This is a genomic window from Vibrio sp. ABH4_348 (genome assembly GCF_056159765.1).
Window position 1 is genome coordinate 2,548,796 of sequence record NZ_JBSWVW010000001.1, and the last position, 18,842, is coordinate 2,567,637.

19 protein-coding genes are annotated in these 18,842 nt (G+C 44.6%); 11 read left to right on the forward strand and 8 right to left on the reverse strand.

Going from position 1 to position 18,842, the window contains the following annotated elements:
- Positions 1–138: 138 nt before the first annotated feature.
- The 6 genes from lptD (at position 139) to ACXAFJ_RS11645 (ending at position 6,879) form a co-directional block, all read left to right on the forward strand.
- Complete coding sequence (gene lptD / locus ACXAFJ_RS11620) at positions 139–2,490, forward strand: LPS assembly protein LptD (RefSeq protein WP_475323556.1); 2,352 nt, start codon at positions 139–141, stop codon at positions 2,488–2,490.
- Between the two features lie 79 nt (positions 2,491–2,569).
- The gene (gene surA, locus ACXAFJ_RS11625; protein WP_475323557.1) at positions 2,570–3,859 is read left to right on the forward strand and encodes a peptidylprolyl isomerase SurA; all 1,290 of its coding nucleotides are present in this window, start codon (positions 2,570–2,572) and stop codon (positions 3,857–3,859) included.
- A complete protein-coding gene (gene pdxA, locus ACXAFJ_RS11630) occupies positions 3,846–4,838 on the forward strand; it encodes a 4-hydroxythreonine-4-phosphate dehydrogenase PdxA (protein ID WP_475323559.1) in 993 nt (330 codons plus the stop codon). The genes surA and pdxA overlap by 14 nt, the downstream gene beginning before the upstream one ends.
- A gap of 15 nt (positions 4,839–4,853) precedes the next feature.
- Positions 4,854–5,669, forward strand: a complete 816-nt coding sequence (gene rsmA / locus ACXAFJ_RS11635) for a 16S rRNA (adenine(1518)-N(6)/adenine(1519)-N(6))-dimethyltransferase RsmA (protein ID WP_475323561.1) — start codon at positions 4,854–4,856, stop codon at positions 5,667–5,669.
- A 10-nt stretch (positions 5,670–5,679) separates the two neighbouring features.
- A complete protein-coding gene (gene apaG / locus ACXAFJ_RS11640) occupies positions 5,680–6,060 on the forward strand; it encodes a Co2+/Mg2+ efflux protein ApaG (protein WP_475323562.1) in 381 nt (126 codons plus the stop codon).
- 15 nt (positions 6,061–6,075) lie between these two features.
- Positions 6,076–6,879, forward strand: coding sequence for a symmetrical bis(5'-nucleosyl)-tetraphosphatase (locus ACXAFJ_RS11645; protein WP_475323563.1), 804 nt, complete (start codon positions 6,076–6,078; stop codon positions 6,877–6,879).
- Between the two features lie 16 nt (positions 6,880–6,895).
- Here ACXAFJ_RS11645 and folA read toward each other — a convergent pair whose 3' ends face one another.
- Positions 6,896–7,384, reverse strand: coding sequence for a type 3 dihydrofolate reductase (gene folA / locus ACXAFJ_RS11650; protein WP_475323564.1), 489 nt, complete (start codon positions 7,382–7,384; stop codon positions 6,896–6,898).
- Between the two features lie 233 nt (positions 7,385–7,617).
- On the opposite strand from folA, the gene ACXAFJ_RS11655 reads away from it, so the two are divergent.
- Positions 7,618–8,052 (forward strand): BLUF domain-containing protein, encoded by a 435-nt coding sequence (locus ACXAFJ_RS11655; RefSeq protein WP_475323566.1) that lies wholly within the window; start codon positions 7,618–7,620, stop codon positions 8,050–8,052.
- A 52-nt stretch (positions 8,053–8,104) separates the two neighbouring features.
- Here the strand turns inward: ACXAFJ_RS11655 and cgtA are convergent, their stop codons facing one another.
- The 3 genes from cgtA to rplU all read right to left on the reverse strand — a co-directional run bounded on the left by cgtA (position 8,105) and on the right by rplU (position 10,040).
- Positions 8,105–9,271, reverse strand: a complete 1,167-nt coding sequence (cgtA, locus tag ACXAFJ_RS11660) for an Obg family GTPase CgtA (protein WP_475323567.1) — start codon at positions 9,269–9,271, stop codon at positions 8,105–8,107.
- Between the two features lie 179 nt (positions 9,272–9,450).
- Entirely contained in the window at positions 9,451–9,708 is a 258-nt protein-coding gene (gene rpmA / locus ACXAFJ_RS11665; protein WP_007467532.1) for a 50S ribosomal protein L27, read from the reverse strand.
- A gap of 20 nt (positions 9,709–9,728) precedes the next feature.
- Complete coding sequence (rplU, locus tag ACXAFJ_RS11670; protein ID WP_475323568.1) at positions 9,729–10,040, reverse strand: 50S ribosomal protein L21; 312 nt, start codon at positions 10,038–10,040, stop codon at positions 9,729–9,731.
- A 280-nt stretch (positions 10,041–10,320) separates the two neighbouring features.
- Here rplU and ispB point away from each other — a divergent pair, with 280 nt between their 5' ends.
- Positions 10,321–11,295, forward strand: a complete 975-nt coding sequence (gene ispB / locus ACXAFJ_RS11675) for an octaprenyl diphosphate synthase (protein WP_475323570.1) — start codon at positions 10,321–10,323, stop codon at positions 11,293–11,295.
- A 19-nt stretch (positions 11,296–11,314) separates the two neighbouring features.
- Here ispB and ACXAFJ_RS11680 read toward each other — a convergent pair whose 3' ends face one another.
- Both ACXAFJ_RS11680 and mdh read right to left on the reverse strand, forming a co-directional pair.
- Complete coding sequence (locus tag ACXAFJ_RS11680; protein ID WP_475323571.1) at positions 11,315–11,503, reverse strand: hypothetical protein; 189 nt, start codon at positions 11,501–11,503, stop codon at positions 11,315–11,317.
- Positions 11,504–11,624: 121 nt separating this feature from the next.
- Positions 11,625–12,560 (reverse strand): malate dehydrogenase, encoded by a 936-nt coding sequence (mdh, locus tag ACXAFJ_RS11685; RefSeq protein WP_475323572.1) that lies wholly within the window; start codon positions 12,558–12,560, stop codon positions 11,625–11,627.
- Positions 12,561–12,863: 303 nt separating this feature from the next.
- Between mdh and argR the strand changes: the two genes are divergently transcribed.
- The 3 genes from argR to ACXAFJ_RS11700 all read left to right on the forward strand — a co-directional run bounded on the left by argR (position 12,864) and on the right by ACXAFJ_RS11700 (position 17,044).
- Entirely contained in the window at positions 12,864–13,334 is a 471-nt protein-coding gene (argR, locus tag ACXAFJ_RS11690; RefSeq protein ID WP_475323573.1) for a transcriptional regulator ArgR, read from the forward strand.
- 620 nt (positions 13,335–13,954) lie between these two features.
- Entirely contained in the window at positions 13,955–16,531 is a 2,577-nt protein-coding gene (locus ACXAFJ_RS11695) for a TRAP transporter permease (RefSeq protein ID WP_475323575.1), read from the forward strand.
- 75 nt (positions 16,532–16,606) lie between these two features.
- The gene (locus ACXAFJ_RS11700; RefSeq protein ID WP_475323576.1) at positions 16,607–17,044 is read left to right on the forward strand and encodes a universal stress protein; all 438 of its coding nucleotides are present in this window, start codon (positions 16,607–16,609) and stop codon (positions 17,042–17,044) included.
- A gap of 89 nt (positions 17,045–17,133) precedes the next feature.
- Here the strand turns inward: ACXAFJ_RS11700 and ACXAFJ_RS11705 are convergent, their stop codons facing one another.
- Positions 17,134–17,928 (reverse strand): glycosyl hydrolase 2 galactose-binding domain-containing protein, encoded by a 795-nt coding sequence (locus ACXAFJ_RS11705; RefSeq protein WP_475323578.1) that lies wholly within the window; start codon positions 17,926–17,928, stop codon positions 17,134–17,136.
- Between the two features lie 147 nt (positions 17,929–18,075).
- Positions 18,076–18,486, reverse strand: coding sequence for a ribonuclease E inhibitor RraB (gene rraB / locus ACXAFJ_RS11710; RefSeq protein WP_475323579.1), 411 nt, complete (start codon positions 18,484–18,486; stop codon positions 18,076–18,078).
- Positions 18,487–18,842: the final 356 nt, after the last annotated feature.

The window sequence follows — 18,842 nt, forward strand, 5'->3', positions numbered from 1 at the left end:
TTTGAAACGGTGCCGCATAGACTAGTGCTGCACCGAAGAAATTCCTTTATGATAAAGACAAATCGCCAAACTCAATCTCGTTTGCGCGACAGTTTCTCCATCACTTTGTCACACTTTTAATCAGGAAAGCAAAACTCGATGTCACGTTTTTCTCGCACCTTGTTGGCGACTGCGATTGGTAGCGCCCTCTACACCGGACAACTTGCTGCCCAAGAAAATGTATTAAACAAGTCGCAAGAACTACCTAAGATCGATCAATGTCTTGTTGATTTGCCAAATCCAGAAAACCCGAATCAACAACCCATTAATATTGAAGCCGATAGTTTAGAAGCTATCCAAGGCAATAAAGCATCCTATCAAGGGCAGGTGGTTGTTACCCAAGGCAAAAAAAGAATCGAAGCTGACAGCGTTATTTTTCATCAAGGTGATAATGTCGTCGTTGCGGAAGGTGACGTTAAATTCAGCGACGGTGAATTTAAAACTCACTCTGATCGCGCAACAAATAACTTAAATACCGACCAGATCACGGTTGAGAATACGCAGTACAAATTTTTGTGTGAACCGGGACGTGGAGAAGCGGCATATATTTCGCGTACTGGTAAAGCCATGTACGAAATCGAAGATGGCAACATCACGTCCTGTCCTGAAGACGACAAATCCTGGCGCATGAGTGCGTCATCCATCGATGTCGATCAGGAAGAAGAAGTTGCAGTACTCTATAATCCTCGCTTCGAAATCCAGAACATTCCCGTGTTTTACTTACCTATGTTGTCGGTTCCCATCGGCGACACACGTAAAACCGGTTTCCTTTATCCAAGTATCGATTACAGCTCCCGCGATGGTTTGGAAGCCGAAATCCCATTTTACTGGAATCTTGCACCCAATTACGATCTCACCACGACTTTGCGCCATATGGAAAAACGAGGCCCTTTGGCTGACGTCAATTTCCGTTACCTAAATGTGCTTGGCACAGGTAATTTTGATGTCGAATACTTAGACGATGACAAGGCTGATGTGGTCGATGAAAAACGTTGGGCATGGCAAGCTCAACATAGTGGTGTACTCGGAGAATCCTGGGCACTAGGCGTGGACTATTCAAAAGTCAGTGATGTTGACTATTTTTCCGATCTGAATTCAAGAATTGGTAAGCGTTCAGAAGGCCAATTACTCCAAGAAGCGTATTTCGCTTATCGCTCAAAATACTGGGATGCGGAACTTAAAGCGCGAGACTTCCAGGTATTGTCACAAGGAGACAATCTGCCTTATCGCGTGGTCCCTCAATTAACCGTTAACGGCTACGCACCTGACGTGTTCGACTATCTAGCATTAGACATTGTGAGTCATGCATCGCGATTTGAAACCGACAATACGAGCAAACCCAGTGCAACTCGGGTACATGTGGAACCCGGAATTACTTTACCAATTGGCACCACTTGGGGTTCTTGGACGACGGAAGCACGCTTGCTGAGTACTCATTACACACAAGACATAGAAAACCTGGATACCTCCGCGGAATCATTACAAGGGTATCAGCTAGAAGAATCCGTTTCGCGTACTTTGCCTCAGTTCCGCAGTCATGCTGGTATCGTTCTTGAGCGAGATACCTACTTTTTGGATGGTTACACTCAGACTCTTGAACCGCAAGTGCAGTACTTGTTTGTTCCAGAGAAAGAACAAAACAATATCTATTTGTATGACACCACGTTACTGCAAACCGATTACTACGGCCTATTTCGCAGCCAGAGGTACAGTGGCGTTGACCGAATCGCCGCTGCAAACCAATTTAGTTATGGTGCAACCTCTAGGCTGTATGACAATGGGTTTAAAGAGCGTTTTACCCTATCCTTTGGTCAAATTTACTATTTAGACGATACCGGAAAAAATCTATCTGAATCGCCGACCACCAAAGAAAAGTCGAACTTTTCTTCGTGGGCGGTCGAGATGGATTTCAATTACGACGACGCATGGTTCTATCACGGCGGTGTGCAATACGATATTGACCTAGATAAACTTGAACTCGCCAATAGTACATTGGAATACCGATTTAATGATGGATTTGTTCAGACCAATTATCGCTATGTGACTAAGGAATACATCGACAGTACGGTTAGCTTTGACACTACGGATATTACGCGTAATGGTATCTCTCAATTTGGTGCCTTGGCGTCCTATAAGTTGACGCGTAGCCTCGAAGCGAGTGGGCAATATTTCTATGATTTCACCACAGATACACACCTAGAATGGCTAGGGCGAATCACCTATACCGATGACTGTTGGTACATCGGATTCACATACAGTCGTCAATTAGACAAATGGGATGGGAACTTTGTCACTGATCCTAGTGCCCAAGCACTATATGAAGACAACTTCAGTGTAAACTTCGGGATTATCGGTTTCGGCACACAAGTTGGCTCGGGTTCCGGTCTCGCTGGTTTAACAGGGGCAAACAACTCATTGGGCTACGGTCGACCGTTTTTCCTCAACGAATAAAAATGGCTGCGACTGGATAAACGACCAGTCAAGAAGACGATCTAGCCACACATGTTTTAGGATTTAGTTGGAAACATTAATGAATACTTGGACCAAAACACTCATCGCGTCACTGCTCGCAGGTAGCGCATTTTTCAGTAATGCAGACGTTCAACCTTTGGATAATGTCGCGGTTATCGTCAATGATGACGTGGTATTGCAAAGTCAAATAGACTCGGAAATCATCTCACTGCAATCGGATGCTCAAAAAGCCAATCAGGTTTTACCTGCAAAAGAAGCTCTGCGAGATCAAGTCATCGAAAGGCTAATTGTCGAAGAGATTCAATTTCAAGAGGCGACCCGCTTAGGTATTCGCATTGATGACGATCGCTTAAATCAAGCGATCGCAGACATCGCACAGAAAAACGAAATTACATTAGAACAACTGCGTCAAGAAGTTGCAGACCAAGGCTTGGAATACGCAACATTCCGCGATCGCATTCGCAAGCAAATGATGGCAAACGAAGCGCGTAATACTCTAGTGCGACGCCGTATCAACATTTTGCCAGCGGAAGTCGATAACTTAGCGCAAATGCTAGCTGAAGAAAGTGCCGGAGACTCTGAATATCGCCTTCGATCAATCCAGATTGCCTTTGACGACAACAAAAAAGCAGCTGAAGCTTTGGCCACAGAACTCAAGGCACGTATCGACAATGGCGAAGACTTTACCAAACTGGCTTATGAATACTCTAAGGGCCCAAGAGCGCTAAATGGTGGTGATTGGGGCTGGATGCGCAAAGAAGAAATGCCAACCATCTTCGCTGACCAAATACAACTACCTAAAGTGGGTGAAGTGATTGGTCCATTTGCAAGTGGCGTTGGTTTACACCTACTCAAAATCGAAGAAGTCAAAGGCTTACAATCTGTTGCGGTCACTGAGTTCAATTCGCGCCATATTCTTATTAAGCCGACCATCATTCTCAGCAACGACGGCGCACAAAAAGAATTAGCCGATCTGCGTGAACGAATCTTGTCAGGGGAACTGACGTTTGCCCAAGCGGCTGAACAGTTCAGTGATGATGCTGGCTCTGCTTCACAGCAAGGCAACCTCGGCTACCAAACCGCAGATACCTATGTACCTGAATTCAAATACCAAATTGAGAATCAACCAGTTGGAAAAATTAGTGAACCGTTCCGTACCGTTCACGGCTGGCATATTGTTGAAGTATTAGATAAACGCCAAGTCGATCGCACAGAAGACGCGATGAAAAATCGAGCCTATCGCATTTTATTTAATCGTAAATTTAATGAGGAAGTCGGCGCTTGGATTCAAGAAATACGCGCTGGTGCGTACGTAGAGAAATTGAGGCCAAACGATGAGTCTAGTTAAGCGTATCGTTGTGACGGCAGGGGAACCTGCCGGCATTGGGCCCGATCTGGTGGTTCAATTGGCGCAACAAAACTGGCCACACCAAATCGTAGTATGTGCTGATCCTGATGTATTGCTTGCAAGAGCGCAGCAACTGAACCTCCCTCTAGCGATCACAGCTTACAATGCTGAGCGAGATCCCACGCCACATGTTGCCGGTCAATTGGTTGTTGACCCAGTTAAAGTTGAATCCGAAGTGGTGGCGGGTGAGCTTGATGAAAACAACGGCAGCTATGTTCTTAAAACGCTAGAGCGCGCTGCTGAAGGTTGTTTATCTGGTGAGTTTTCGGCGCTGGTAACAGGTCCAGTGCATAAAGGCGTGATCAATCGCTCTGGAGTAGCATTTAGTGGCCATACTGAGTTTTTTGCCGAGAAGTCCAATACACCTCTCGTCGTAATGATGTTAGCGACACCGGGTTTGCGTGTTGCCTTGGTCACGACTCACATTCCTTTAGCCTATGTATCCAAAGCTGTTACATCAGAGCGCCTGTCTCAAATTGTTGATATCTTGCACCATGACTTGATGCATAAATTTGGAATTGAACAGCCAAAGATTTATGTATGTGGCTTAAACCCGCATGCAGGAGAAGACGGATGTTTGGGAAGGGAAGAAATAGAAACCATTACTCCCACGCTACTCAGTATCTGCGAACAAAAAAACTATCAGTTAGTGGGTCCCCTTCCTGCCGATACCATCTTTAATCCCAAATACTTAGAAGATGCTGATGCGGTATTAGGTATGTATCACGACCAAGTGTTGCCTGTACTAAAGTACAAAGGGTTCGGAAATTCAGTTAACATTACCCTAGGACTTCCCTTTATTCGCACATCAGTTGATCATGGCACCGCCTTAGATTTGGCAGGTTCCGGTACAGCAGACACGGGAAGCTTCATCGCTGCTCTCGAGCAAGCTATTGAACTAGCTGAAAAGCAACACTAATTTACAGAGATTTTTATGAGAAATGATGTCCATTTAGGGCACAAAGCGCGTAAACGTTTTGGTCAAAACTTCCTCAATGATCCATACATCATTGATGGCATTGTATCAGCCATTAATCCAAGACCAGGACAAAACTTGGTAGAAATTGGGCCAGGTTTAGGTGCCATTACGGAACCTGTCGGGCAACTTGTCGATAAGTTTACCGTCATTGAGCTGGACCGAGATCTTGCTGAGCGCTTGCGCAACCATCCAGATCTCGCTGATAAGCTTACCATTAATGAAGCCGATGCAATGCGCTTTGATTTCGCGCAACTAGTGAAACCCAATAATAAGCTCAGAATTTTTGGTAACTTGCCATATAACATCTCTACACCATTGATGTTCCATTTGTTTGAATACCATAAAGATATTCAAGACATGCACTTTATGCTGCAAAAAGAAGTAGTTAATAGACTGGCGGCCGGTCCAGGAAGCAAGGCTTATGGCCGCTTAACCGTGATGGCTCAATACTTCTGTAAAGTGGTTCCCGTTTTAGAGGTCCCACCAACGGCATTTGTGCCGCCTCCAAAGGTAGATTCTGCCGTAGTGAGATTGGTTCCTTACGAGGAATTACCTCACCCAGCCACCAGTATGAAATGGCTTGAACGCGTCTGTCGCGATGGCTTTAATCAACGCAGAAAAACGGTTCGCAATTGCTTCAAATCGCTTCTCGATGTGGAAACATTGGAGTCTTTGGGTATTACCCCGAGTTTGCGTCCAGAAAACCTCACTTTGCAGCAGTTTGTTGCTATGGCGAATTGGCTCGACGCCAATCATAGCGGCGCGGCCTAACGGAGAAGTCATGACCTCACCTTCGCCTTGTGTCAAAATCCAGGTAAATAGCAAATATCTGCCAGAGCAATCCACGCCGGAAAAGCGTCGTTACGTTTTTGCTTACACTATTACGATCAAGAATTTAAGTTCTCAGTCGGTGCAGTTGATGTCAAGGCGATGGCTGATCACCGATGCCAACGGTAAGCAAATGACAGTTGAAGGCGATGGTGTGGTTGGACAGCAACCTGTTATCGAAAGTCGAGATGAATACACCTATTCAAGCGGTACAGCATTAGACACCCCGGTGGGAGTCATGCAAGGTCAATACGTTTTCCTTGACCAAAATGGAAAAGAGTTCATTACCGAAATTGAGCCCTTCCGTCTTGCTGTCCCAAATGTCCTCAATTAGTTTTAGGCTATTAACATGGCCAATTATTTAGTTGGGGACATTCAGGGCTGTTTTGACGAGTTAGAAGCGCTGTTAACCCACGTCAGTTTTAATCCAAAGCAAGATACACTCTGGTTAGTGGGTGATCTGGTTGCTCGAGGCCCCAAATCTCTTGAAACATTGCGATATGTGCGTGATCTAGGTGATTCAGCGAAAACCGTATTGGGTAACCACGATTTACACCTGCTAGCGACATACTTAGGTTTTTACCCTCCAAAACACAAAGACCAAACCGCCAACATTCTCGAAGCTGAAGATTGTGATTCATTAATGGAATGGTTAAGACAACAACCATTAATGTTGGAGAGCGATGACTTTGCTATTTGTCATGCGGGTATTTATCCACTGTGGGACTTACCCAAAGCCCGCAAATTTGCCAGCGAAGTTGAATCAGAACTAAGAAGCGACAACTGGCCTCAACTCATTAAAAGTATGTATTCAGACCAACCCAATATTTGGTCTGATGAATTGACTGGTTCAGATAGACTAAGATTTATTATTAACGCATTTACTCGAATGCGTTTTTGTCATCCCGATGGCCGGTTAGACATGAAGTGCAAATTGCCCCCTGAGCAAGAGAAAATACTGGTTCCTTGGTTCAAGTTGGCTAACCGAGTTACTTTAGATAAAACGCTAGTTTTTGGGCACTGGGCCGCACTCCAGGGGCTAACCAAAGAAGGCTTATATGGATTAGACACTGGTTGTGTTTGGGGTGCCCATATGACCTTGCTTAGATGGGAAGACAAAAAGCTCTTTACTCAAAAGGCACTACTTTCCTAGAGAGATTAACGCCTCGCTACACTAACTTTTGTTCAAACACCGTGAATTCCATCGAGTAACGGTTTTTTTCGTCCGCCTCGTAGCCTTCAGTGTGGACTTGAGCAAAGTTCTTTGGCCACATGGGGAATGTCGTATCACCTTCTATCTCGGCAGCAATAAATGTCAGGTACAAGCGGTTTGCTAGTGGCATAGCTTCTTGGTAAATACTGCCACCGCCGATAATCATAACTTCTTCCACACCCTCAACCAGCTCTAGAGCCCGATGTAACGAAGTCACGCAAGTAACCCCTTCAATCACTAATTCAGGGTTACGTGTAATCACAATATTTTGACGACCAGGAAGCGGTCGGCCAATTGAGTCATACGTTTTTCGCCCCATCACTACTGGTTTACCCAACGTCTGTTTTTTAAACCAAGCAAAATCAGCGGGTAGATGCCATGGCATTTGGTTGTCTTTACCTATCACTCGATCATTCGCCATTGCGGCTATCAAACTGATGATCATTACGTCCCTTCTTGCGTATCTACACTTATTAGTGAGCAAAATAATACACCATTCTCTCACTGGCGTCGTCCGTACAACAGACTCTGACAGCTGATGTTTTTGTTATCAGAAAACGCTTTGGAGTTGAAGCAGAGCAATATATGAGAAACCCAGCGACACATACTCGATTTTCAGGTAAAAAATGTCTAAAAACTCGTCTAAAATCAAAGTCACAAAACAAAATGGAACAGTGTGTGTACACTCGATTTTATCTTAGCCAAACCAACATAGGTTTCAATGCGTCGCAATTGAAGCAGTTAGCAGCAAGCTCCGCAGAGTTCAACCAGACACAGGGGATAACTGGCTTCTTGCTATTTGACCAACATCACTTCTTTCAATATTTAGAAGGTGATGAGTCGCGTGTTTCTGAGTTATATCGAAAAATCTCGCTCGATGCTCGACATCGAATTGTTTCAGACTGGGCTGGGGATATAAGTGGGGGAAGACGCTTTACGCGATGGGATATGCGCTGGGTTCAAGCTCAGGAACTACTACAGATAAACGCAGACAAATTTCTGACCAATAAGATTATCACCCCACAAAACACCAGTACCTCTGACTGGATTAACAACGCTTGCTCACTGATTAAACTCGTATCAAGTTCCCATCAGAATAAACTTATCCAATAAACGACAAAGCCGCCAAAATTGGCGGCTTTGTCAGAAGATATATACTCTACCATTAGTCTCGGACGTAGACCACGTGACCATCATCTTCTTCGTCATCCCAGTCGTCCCAATCATCTTCAGTAACAACTTGGTCGCCAGAAATGGCGTCTTTATGGTAATCATCCCACTTAAAGTCGACTGATTCATCATCAGATTCAACCGCAACGTCCTTAGGAAGAGTCTCCATGAAGTCTGCCAACTCGCGGCACAGGACTTGTGTTCCATTACGGTTGATTGCTGAAATCTTAAAGTAGCGATCATCCCAACCCAAAGCATCAATAACTGATTGAATAATGTCTTCTGCTTCTTCTTCAGGCATCAGATCAACTTTGTTAAAAACCAACCAACGCGGTTTATCGGCTAAGCTTGCGCCATATTGCTCCAGCTCATCAATTATCGTTAGAGCGTTCTGTACAGGATCGCTTTGATCAACAGGCAAAATATCGATCATATGGAGCAATACTCGACAACGTTCTAAATGTTTCAAGAAACGAATACCAAGCCCTGCACCGTCTGCTGCACCTTCGATCAAGCCAGGAATATCAGCGACAACAAAGCTTTTCTCTGCTACTACACTCACCACACCCAAACTCGGGATAAGCGTGGTAAACGGATAGTCGGCCACCTTCGGTTTTGCCGCAGACACAGCACGTATGAAGGTAGATTTACCTGCATTTGGTAAACCTAACATACCTACATCGGCCAAAAGCAGAAGCTCTAAGCGCAGTTCGCGAACTTCACCTTTAGTTCCCAATGTCTTTTGGCGAGGAGCTCGGTTAACTGAAGACTTGAATCGAGTGTTTCCTAAACCATGCCAACCACCTTTGGCAACCATGATTTTTTTGCCGTGCTCGGTAACTTCGGCAACCACTTCATTGGTATGAATATCAACGGCACGAGTCCCAACAGGAACTTTTAGAACTTTTTCTTTACCGTGCTTACCAGTACAGTTACGGCCACGGCCATTTTCGCCGCGTTCGCCTTCATAAAAACGCTGAAAGCGGTAGTCAATCAAAGTATTGAGGTTTTCATCCGCTTGAATGTAAACACTACCGCCGTCGCCACCATCACCACCGTCAGGGCCGCCTTTTGCGACAAATTTCTCGCGCCAAAAACTGACTACACCATTACCGCCGTCACCGGCTTGAACTTTAATGACCGCTTCATCAACGAACTTCATTTGCTACTCCACCATTTGTGGCTACAACACTACTTGCTAAAGTATATCAAGTGAGAGCGTATATGCTCAGCACTGAGATATAGAATGCGTAACTTTAACAAGTAGCGTTATTACTACTTACTCATAAAGAAAAAGCCCCGCCAGTTGGCAGGGCTTTTAAAATTCATTTAAAGTCTGAATTACTCAGCTTCAATGCTCACGAACTTACGGTTCTTAGGACCTTTAACTTCGAATTTCACTTTGCCATCTGAAAGTGCAAATAGAGTGTGGTCTTTACCCAAACCTACGTTGTTACCAGCGTGGAACTTAGTACCACGTTGACGAACGATAATGTTACCTGCAAGAACAGATTCACCACCGAAACGCTTAACACCTAGACGTTTGCTTTCTGAATCGCGGCCGTTACGAGTAGAACCACCAGCTTTTTTGTGTGCCATTGTTAAACTCTCCTAATCAATTAAGCGTTGATACCAGTGATTTTCACTTCCGTGAACCACTGACGGTGACCTTGCTGCTTACGAGAGTGCTTACGACGACGGAACTTAACGACTTTAACTTTATCGCCACGACCGTGTTGTACAACTTCAGCAGTTACTTTACCGCCCTCAACTAGAGGAGCACCAACTTGAACGTCTTCGCCGTTAGCAACAAGTAGAACTTTATCAAATTCAACAGTTGCGCCAGTTTCAACGTCTAATTTTTCTAAACGAAGAGTTTGACCTTCGCTTACACGGTGTTGTTTACCACCAGATTGGAAAACAGCGTACATATTTTACTCCGCTTTTTCCGCACAGCCATTTGCATATTTGAGCAATTCGGGTGTGCGCTAAACTAATCATCAATAGGGCGCAGATTCTACGGGAATGGTGCGTCCTTGACAAGCCATATTTTAAAAAAATTGGCGAAAAGCTAATCGCCAAACAAAAGTGCTGAGATGATGCCGTTAAGCAATGGTTTAATCAATGTTTTTTGGTGTATCATTCACGAATAATTTTATAAGAAAAACTTATAAGTACTCCTTATAAACACTGTTCTCAGCCGGATTTACCATGGATTTTAATGCTATCCAGTCACTCACTGCCGATGACATGGCAAAAGTGAATGAAACTATTCAAGCTCAACTCAATTCTGATGTGTCTTTAATTAACCAACTTGGATTTTACATCGTCAGTGGTGGTGGAAAAAGGTTGCGTCCACTACTCGCCATTTTGTCGGCAAAAGCGCTTGGCTATCAAGGTACAGGGCATATTCAGTCGGCTGCCTTTGTTGAATTCATTCACACCGCAACCTTGCTTCATGATGACGTGGTAGACGAGTCCGACATGAGACGTGGTAAAGCGACGGCAAATGCAGCATTTGGCAATGCGGCCAGTGTTCTAGTGGGCGATTTTATTTACACCCGTTCTTTTCAGATGATGACAGAGCTAGGATCAATGAAGATCCTCAAACTTATGAGTGATGCGGTAAACGTGATCGCGGAAGGTGAAGTCCAACAATTGATGAATTGTAATGATCCTGACACTACCGAAGCCAATTACATGCAGGTGATCTACTCAAAAACCGCTCGATTATTCGAAGCCGCCACTCAGATTGGTGCAATATTGAATAATGCAGAACCTGAAACAGAAAAGGCGTTGCAGAACTACGGTAAGTTCTTGGGCACAGCATTTCAGCTCATCGATGACGTGATGGACTACACCTCTGACGGTGAGGACATGGGGAAAAATACCGGTGATGATTTGGCAGAAGGCAAACCAACGCTGCCATTGCTCTATGCAATGAACAATGCGTCGGAAGCAACTGAAAAAGCCATGATCCGTACTGCAATAGAACAAGGCAATGGCACGGATAAACTCGACGAGATTCTCGCAGTAATGGAGAAAACAGGTGCATTGGAGTACACCAGAAGTTTAGCGAATCAAGAAGCCGACAAAGCGATCGCGTGCCTAGCAATCTTACCAGATTCCGAGTACAAACAAGCACTAGAAACACTGGCACATATGGCGGTTAATCGAACAAGCTAATTCAAACAGGCTTTAAACCTTATTTAAGGTTGATTGGCAATTGTTCAGCTTGAAACCTTTGTAAGTCCGATGCCTTGATTGCATGTTGAGTTTTATCGTCCAAGGTTTCGAGAAGTACATAGCGAGTGAGGGAATCAGTAATTAAGACTCTCATCGCTCTTGTCTCATGCTCAACTATCATCCCTTTTCTTACCAAACTGATATCCATCACGTCCCCCGACCATTCTCTACCAGTTCACACTCTTTGCTACGAATGTAGGCGCAACGCGATCAAAAAAGCCGCTTACTAAGTAAGCGGCTTTGGGAAAGCAAGTTGTATTTATAGGAGATTAACCTACAAACTCTACACCAATTTTGATATCGCCATTTAGCGTATCTAACATACCTTCTAGCGCAGACTGCTCATAAGCACTTAACTCGCCGTAGCTAAGAATCGTGTCGACACCGTCTTTACCCAGTTTAACTGGTTGTGCGAAGAAAGGCGCATGCTCGCCAGAACCTTCGACGTAAGCACACTCGACAACATTCTCTTCACCGTTAAGCGCTCTCACTAGCGACAAACCAAAGCGACAGGCAGCTTGGCCCATTGAAAGCGTTGCAGAACCACCGCCCGCTTTAGCTTCAACCACTTCAGTACCCGCGTTTTGGATACGTTTAGTTAGAGCATCAACTTCTTCATCTGAGAACTCAACACCTTCAACTTGTGAAAGAAGTGGAAGAATAGTAACGCCTGAGTGGCCACCGATAACGGGTACGTTTAGCGCTAGTGGATCTTTGCCTTTCAACTCAGCGACGAATGTTTCAGAACGGATAACATCTAGAGTTGTTACGCCAAACAGTTTGCGCTTATCGTAAACGCCTGCCTTTTTAAGAACTTCAGCGGCGATTGGCACAGTTGTGTTAACTGGGTTTGTGATGATGCCAACACACGCAGTCGGACACACAACTGCGATTTTTTCAGCAAGTGACTTAACAATACCAGCGTTAACATTGAATAGGTCAGCACGATCCATACCTGGCTTACGCGCAACACCAGCAGAAATAAGAACCACATCTGCACCTTCTAGTGCAGGTGTTGGATCTTCACCAGCGTATCCCTTGATTGAAACTGGAGTTGGGATGTGGCTCAAATCAGCCGCAACACCAGGAGTTACTGGAGCGATGTCGTACAACGCTAAATCAGAACCAGCAGGTAATTCATTTTTTAGTAATAACGCTAGGGCTTGACCAATACCACCAGCGGCACCAATAACGGCTACTTTCATTGTAGTTCTCCTTGAGATGAATCTCTTTATCTAGATCTTGGTAGGGTGATCTTTTAATGCACGCAAAACCTAATCTAATCACACTGCGATTACAATCAATTAACGTCTTGTTTGCGACTTTACGCATAGCGAAATTTCAATTGTGCAAGCCAACTCCCACCGGGGATTAGCAAGAACTTGGCGACACTCACTGCACCCAGAATTTTACACAGTTCCACACACTTTTTTGAGGTAGACATTTGGTCCAAAGTGAATAGATATGCCACAATAAGTCCATTATTGTTCAACGAATAACCAAATCAAATGCGCAACTCTGAAAAACAAGACTCGCTTATCCGCGCTTTTAAATCATTACTCAAAGAAGAACGTTTTGGCTCTCAAGGCGACATTGTCGACGCGTTGAAAAACCAAGGTTTTGAAAACATCAATCAATCCAAAGTGTCACGCATGTTGACCAAATTTGGAGCAGTTCGAACCCGTAATGCCAAAATGGATATGGTGTACTGCCTGCCTGTTGAATTGGGTGTGCCAACGGTTTCTAGCTCTTTGCGTGAATTGGTCAAAGGCATCGATTACAACGACGCGCTAGTGGTTATTCATACTGGTCCAGCTGCCGCGCAGTTGATTGCTCGATTACTGGATTCTCTTGGCAAAGCAGAAGGGATTCTTGGTGTTGTAGCTGGCGATGATACCATTTTTATCACCCCAACCAGAGACATGAAAACACAAGAGCTGCACAGTTCCATTTGTGAATTGTTTGAATTTGCTGAGTAAATTCGCAGCCCGTCTAAGTCCAAAAATGGCGCTACCCGCGCCTTTTTTGTTGCCGTTCGCATAATTAGTCATTTCATTTTTCAAGCTTGATAGATGTACGCTGGTATTGATGTTTTTGCCATCAAATTAACCTTAGGTTAACGATTACACAGTGAGCTAGCTATCTGTTTACAAATTTGGAGTGGCAATCACACTTACAGAATGTTAATAATGGACGCCGTACGTTCAGTGCAATACGAAACAAATCGGCACCGTTTTGCATACTAATTGCCGATGATAACCCTACTCGCCCTTTGCTGTTGGCGGTCTGGTAAAATGCTTCGAAAAGGATTCGGAGTCAGGAGTGTCTGGGTATAGACCTCCAATTTGGTTAACTTGACCAATGTGAGCAGTCAATCACTGCTCCTCATCTACGGCTTGCTGCACGGACTCAAGCTAAGCTCGTTTGTAAATGCCAAACTCATCATTCAGCGATGAGTGATGGTCGTCAGACCAACTCTCAAAAATTGGCAAAATAATACAAAATACTGAAACACACTTAGCAAGCACTCCACTAAACTTAACGAGTGCTTAACAAAGTTTCTGTTAACAGAAACCCGATTATAATAAGGACAAAGTACATGACGCAGACAACAACGCCGTCTTCCGATGTTCAGGAAATGGTTGCTCAGGCAGACACTGGTGCCCGCAATCCATCTGGACTTCCGGGGCGCATTTTATGGTTTGTGCCGCTTTGCTGGTCACTCTTTCAAATCTGGATTGCCTCGCCGCTACCATTTATTTTCAATTTTGGTGTCTTCAATGACACAGAGGCGCGTTCAATCCACTTAATGTTTGCGATTTTCCTCGCATTCACCGCTTATCCAGCGCTTAAATCTTCTTCACGAGATGAGATCCCGCTCATTGATTGGGTCTTTGCATTAGCAGGTAGTTTTGCTGCGGCTTACCTTTACATCTTTTATGATGCGCTAGCGGGCCGTTCCGGCGCACCTACGAGTTTCGATATTATTGTGGCTGTGACGGGTATGGTTCTGCTACTTGAGGCTACTCGCCGCTCGCTAGGTCCACCACTTATGGTCGTGGCACTGGTCTTTATGCTGTACACCTTCGGTGGACCGCACATGCCAGACGTGATTGCACACAAAGGGGCAAGCCTTAATAAGGCGATGTCACATCTTTGGTTAACCACCGAAGGGGTATTTGGTGTTGCTATTGGTGTATCAGCATCTTTTGTATTCTTATTTGTACTTTTTGGTGCCATGCTTGAGCGTGCAGGTGCGGGTGCGTACTTTATTAAAGTCGCATTTTCACTTCTTGGTCATATGAAAGGTGGTCCGGCAAAAGCAGCGGTTGTAGCGTCAGGTTTATCTGGCTTGGTTTCTGGTTCTTCAATTGCAAACGTAGTGACCACAGGTACTTTCACCATTCCGTTGATGAAACGTGTTGGTTTCCCAGGTACCAAAGCGGGTGCGGTCGAAGTTGCCGCTTCAACCAACGGGCAGCTAACACCACCTATCATGGGTGCAGCCGCTTTCTTGATGGTTGAATATGTTGGCATCTCCTACATAGAGGTGATTAAGGCGGCGATTTTGCCAGCAATCATCTCGTACATCGCGTTGATTTACATTGTTCACCTCGAAGCCTGTAAAGCCGGTATGGAAGGTCTGCCAAGACGCAACACCACAACCGTACTGCAAAAAGTACAGTCTTTCCTTGCAACCATCATCGGTTTGGCTTTACTGAGCGCTGCCGTCTATTATGGGCTAGGTTGGACCAAGGAAGCCTTTGGCGCAGCAGCTACACCACTAATGGGTGTGTTGCTTATTGTCGCCTACCTAGCTTTGGTAAGAGTTTCTGCCAAGTACTCAAAAGACGGATTTGAAATCGATGTTGAGCTGTCTGAAATTCCAGAGCCGGGACCAACTGTAAAATCGGGACTGCACTTCCTACTACCAATTGTAGTGTTGGTTTGGTGTTTGATGGTCGAAAAATTATCGCCAGGGTACGCTGCATTTTGGGCAGTCCTTGCGATGACGTTTGTACTCGTGACACAGCGTCCTTTAATTAGCTTGTTCTCGGGCCAATCTGATTACTCACAAGGTTTTAAAGCTGGTTTCAACGACTTGGCGGAAAGCCTAGTGACGGGTGCTCGTAATATGATTGGTATCGGTGTCGCAACCGCTGCCGCGGGTACCATCGTTGGTGTAGTAACCCTGACTGGTATTGGCTTAGTGATGACCGATTTTGTCGAGTTCATTTCTGGCGGTAACATTCTTGCCATGCTGCTATTCACTGCGGTGATCAGTTTGATCTTGGGAATGGGCCTACCAACTACAGCTAACTACATCGTTGTATCGACACTGATGGCGCCAGTTATCGTAACACTGGGTGCACAACACGGTTTGATCATCCCACTGATCGCAGTGCATTTGTTTGTGTTCTACTTCGGTATATTGGCAGACGATACGCCACCTGTAGGTTTGGCCGCATTTGCAGCCGCTGCAATTGCCAAATCAGACCCAATACGCACTGGTATTCAAGGTTTTGCCTACGATATTCGAACCGCGATACTGCCGTTTATGTTTATTTTCAATACTCAATTGCTATTGATTGGTATTGAATCATGGTGGCACCTGTTCCTAACCATTGCGTCTTCCGTTATCGCTATGTTGATTTTCTCAGCAGCCACTCAAGGATGGTGGTTTACCAAAAACAAGTGGTGGGAAACTCTCGCATTACTAGTGCTGACGTTTACTCTGTTCCGACCAGGATTTTGGTGGGACATGGTGTATCCGGCGAAAGTCTATTCACCAGGAGTTGAGATTGCGCAAATTGCAGAGACACTCGATGTGGGACAATCATTGGAGTTGAGAGTCGCTGGCGAGACGTTTGAAGGCGACTACGTTGAGAAAACTGTTCGCTTAGAGTTCGATGCAAATGCAACGACAGCAGAAGAGCGTGTTACTTCTATGGGGCTGATGCTTGATCAACGCGACGGCAAAATGATTGTAGACCTAGTGGAATTTGGCAGTTCTGCAGAAGAAGCTGGAATCGACTTTGATTGGGAAATTGTTTCCGTCGTACAAAAGGCCGATCGTCCAATGAAAGAATGGGTATTTGTTCCAACTTTGATCATTATCGCCTTAATGGCTCTCAACCAAAGACGACGCGTTAAAAAGGAAGCTGTTAACGCATAATTGACCAGCCTGTTCAAATTCTTGTTTGAATAGGCTGCCCTTGACGGATGCTTTATCTAATTAAGAGAACAACACATGTATAGACAAATCTTAGTTCCGGTCGATCTCAACGACAAAGGTTTCTCCGATAAAGCGGTAGAGCTCGCCGTGTGGCATGCGAAGCAATCCAATGCTGAAGTTCACTTGTTGAATGTTTTACCTGGAATTCATATGTCGATGGTGGCGTCTTATTTTCCCAAAGATGCCGCACAAAAAATGAAAGTCGACGTGAAAGCGCAGCTCAAGCAGTTTGCCAGCGCTCACATTGACGAAGACATCATTTATAAAGTGCACGTTGCTGAAGGGAAACCTTACGTCACCATTTTGGATCACGCTGAGAAACTCGGTGCCGACCTGATCATTATGCCAAGTCACAAACGTTCTAAAGTAGACAAGGTCATGCTTGGCTCCGTGGCTTCAAAGGTGGTTGAACACTCTCGTATCAATGTTTTGGTGGTGAAACCGCAAGGCTAACTGCTAGGGTTAATACCCCCCCTACACTTAAATAGTCAAAGCATCGCTACTGCGATGCTTTTCTAATGGGTAAGAGCTAACACTATGCACTAGTCATGGGCAAGACTTATTTCGTTATTTAGCACAACTCCCGACTCATATTGTTGGCCATCAAGGATAACTTTGAGTTGATAATGAGCCTCAGTTTCCGCGGTAGAAAGAGGCTGAACAGCTGGGGCCTCAATTTGAAATACTGCACTCGCACTTTGCTTTCGACAATCTATAGGAATATGCAGTGTCATACCATCAACCGATACTGACGCTGAGACTAAGCCTGGTCGTAAAACTTGGTAGTCTAGATTAACGATCAACTCACAGCCGCCCACTTCATGCCAAACTTGCTCAGTGGTGACCTGTTCTAAAAGAACATGAGAAATAAACTGCAATTGAGGCGCTTGCCAAATTCCCACCTTTCTAGAAATACTGGACTGGAAGCCCTTAGAGTTTAATTGTTTGTTGTCATCTGGCATCAACAACCAATCGTCTTCATCCAATTCTAAAAACAGTATCTCGATTCGATTGCCGCCCTCGAGCACGTGTGCAGTGATGTCTTTACTCTGAAATCCAAAGCTCGAATGACAATCCATAACGGCAACCCCATTGACTCGCACTTCTGCGTATTGATCAATGCCCGCTACGTTTAAGCGAACCATAGAAGAATTATATTCATTGGGTTCTAACCAGAAATTGTGCATCAAATGCCACTCTTGATTACCAATATTTTCTTCGGTTAACGATTGAGGTAAACCCGATGAAAGAGGTGCTGGAAGTGAAATGTCTGACTGAGGAATAGCGAGATCGGTCAACGGAGACAACTGCCAAGGGCCTACTAAATTTGTGGACATGTCAAGAAAAAGTCATTGATTTTTAGCAGTATACGACAATCGTTGGGCAAAACACAGTCAGGTTAGAAACGCGTGACAATTCTGATAAGCAAAAGGCGACGTGAGTCATCACATCGCCTTTTTCAATTCGATATCCGAGGTTGTTAATTACTCGTCGTCATCTTCTTCTGGATAAAGTGCATCTTCACCTTCGTAATAGGTACCCCAGCCGTCATAGATGATGTCGTACTTCTCGGCCAAGTTAACGAGTTTTTCAACTTGCTCGTCAATTACATTTGGGTCAAGGGCACAAGACATTGTTGCATCACAACACAACAGCTTGTTGCCATCTTCGTCCTCGGTTTCTTCCGCTTCGAGCACTTCAAAACCCATTTTAAACGCTTCAACGACCGCTTTCTCTAACTTGTCAAAATCTTCAGCAAAAAGGTGGTGTTCGATCTCGTACAACGCATCCGGATCACTGCCGTCTTCTAGCAAAGACTGAATAATATCTCGGGTCTCTTCTTTCTGAAATTCAATCAGTTCTTCCACAGACATGTAGTCATCTGCTTGCGACATGGGGTTTCTCCAAATTACGGCTTAACTAAGGCCGATCGTTAAGATCGGCAAAACGCGATGAATATGGCACGGAATGATCATAAATTCCAGCTTTGCGATAATTTAGTCGATTCTATTCTTGTCGATCTCAATAAATAGCTAAAAAAAGTGCATGAACACACTGTTAAACTAAGTCAGTAATAATCTCTGAACAGAATCACTGTATCTTAGGAAAAAACTTCGAATAATTAGTCACCTAAATCCTTTGAGCTCTAATAGTATAATCAACCATAAAAGTGGTTGCCAATAACAATCATTATTGATGTGTGTGGTAGTGGCTATAAAAATCAGAGAATTATAAAAGCTGGCGACTTGCT